The organism is Hymenobacter terricola, from assembly GCF_017921975.2.
GTDB lineage: Bacteria > Bacteroidota > Bacteroidia > Cytophagales > Hymenobacteraceae > Hymenobacter > Hymenobacter terricola.
In genome coordinates this window covers 1-2,034 of the sequence record NZ_JAGEMO020000189.1, presented here as the reverse complement: position 1 = coordinate 2,034, position 2,034 = coordinate 1, and the positions used below count along the sequence as shown (strand labels likewise).

The following is a 2,034-nucleotide window of genomic DNA, read 5'->3' as shown; positions in this document are numbered from 1 at the left end:
CCGTGACGTTGGTGCCCGTGCCCTGCGCGAAGCCCGACAGGCCATACTCCAGCTCGTAGGTATTGCCGGCGGGCAGGCCCCCGGTGGGAGCCGTCCAGCTCAGGGTGGCGGTGGTGTTGGTCAGGTTGCTGGAAGTGGGGCCGGTGGGTACCGAGCAGTTCGAGGGCGAAGTGGCGCACACGGCCAGCAGGCCCACGTTATTGCCCCCATAAGCCCACACGCGGATGTAGAGCACCTCGCCGGGGGTGCGCCCGGTCAGGGTTAGCAGCGAAAACGCGCCGTTGCCGTCATCGTTGCAGCCGATATCGGTAAGGCTGCCGCAGGTGCCGGAGTAAATGCTCAGGCCCGTGTCGGTGATGGCGCTGCCGCCGGAGGGCGACAGGGTTTGCACCGTCACGGTGCCGCTGACCGGCACGGTGACTTTGAACCAGATGTCCTGGCCCTGATAGCTGGCGCAGGTCGGGGCCGATACGCCCGTTGAGCTGGTGGCGGCCGTGTTGTCGGCGCTGGTCTGGCCCACGCAGGTCCCAAACTGAATCGGCACGTCGATGGCCCCGGCGCAGTCGTCGTTGGCCGGCGGGTTGGGGCTGGTCGTGAAGGCCCCCGCGTTCGACAAGGCGCTGCTGCCGTTGGTGCCGCCGCAGTTCTGGCGCACGTAGAACTGATAAGCCGTTTGGGGCGCCAGGCTCGTGAGGTTGACCGTGGTGACCGTCGTCGGCACCGACGTATACACGTTGGTGGCCGAAGCGGCCAGGGCCGGATTAAAGCCCGCGGGGCCGTACAACAGCGTGAAGGGGCCGGGGGTAGCGTTGGACACGCTGAACGACAGCGCAGCCGTCGTATTCGTTGCTACTGCCGTCAGGTTGCGCGGAGTGGGGCAGAGGGACGGTACCGGTGGGGTGAAGGAATACACCTGGCCCGCAACCGGAACGGTGGCAATGCTGGTCGTTTCGGTGGCCGAGCTGGCCGCTGCCGTGGCCGTGGCATCGCTCAGCGATAGAAACGGGGCACTGCCCGTGCCTGTGCCGGCCAGCCCAATCGAAACGCTGGCGTTGCTCATGGCAGTAGCTCCGGGCTGGTAAACGAAGCGCACGACGTTGCTGCCCTCCACCAATTGCACCTGGAACGAGAGTTGCGGGCCATTAGCGCTAAGCTGGCGCCAGTTCAGCCACTCAAAGGTGAAAGTGCGGTTGGGGGCCGTGCCCGTGGTGAGGTAGCTGGCCGTGCCGCCCGTCCCGGTCAGGTCGTCCCAGTACGGCGCGGCCAGGGGCCGATAGTCCGCCGTTACCAGGGCCAGCTCGTTGGTGTACGACCCACTGCCGGGCGTGGCGGCGTTGAAGGAGAGAAAGCCGTTGGAGTTGGCGTAAACCTGGGTAAACGGGGCTCCATCAAAAACAAAGCTGAAGCCAATGGGCAGCGCGCCCGAGACGTCGTCGTCGGAGCTAATGGTTGTAACCGTGGTGGCCGTGGCTGGTAGGGGAACAAAAGTGCCCGCACTCGCCGCGAAGGTGTACGTGTCGACCTGGGCCCGGCCAGCGCGCGCGCCCAGCAACAGGGCGCACAGTACCAGCAGCGCGCAGACCAAAGGTCCACGTTGGCGTGAATGTAAATTTGTGCTCATAAGGGTGAAGGGGAAAAAGGAGTGAAGGGGAGAAAACAGGGAAACCTAGGGACAATAGTATTTAGCCTATCGAAATGGTGCCTTGGGTGAGGCAAAAGCACTTCAGTGCCGTAATGTAGGGCGTAGAATTTGAACGAGTAGCAGAATATGTACTTTTTTGCACGTTGTCACTGCCGCTGGTTCGTAAAAAAAAGGCCGTCCTGAGTAGGACGGCCTTTTCTGATGATTAAAACCACGTATCTGCGAATAGCTATTCGAGGACGACTTTGCGGGTGAGGAGCTGGCCGGCGCGGGCCACGCGCAGGGTGTAGACGCCGGTGGGCAGGCCGCGGGTGGGCAGGGTTTGTTCGGCGGCGTTGGTCAGGGCTTGTTCCCGCACCACCTGGCCCAGGGCGTTGAGCAGGGTGGCCCGG

At 63.8% G+C, this 2,034-nt stretch carries 1 protein-coding gene and 1 pseudogene; both read right to left on the bottom strand.

Annotation, left to right across the window (positions count from 1 at the left end; genetic code table 11):
* Positions 1 to 1,621, bottom strand: a pseudogene (locus J4G38_RS28215) (hypothetical protein); the annotation flags it as partial.
* Between the two features lie 250 nt (positions 1,622 to 1,871).
* On the bottom strand, positions 1,872 to 2,024 hold the full coding sequence (locus J4G38_RS29350) for a T9SS type A sorting domain-containing protein (protein ID WP_394371002.1): 153 nt from the start codon (positions 2,022 to 2,024) through the stop codon (positions 1,872 to 1,874).
* Positions 2,025 to 2,034: the final 10 nt, after the last annotated feature.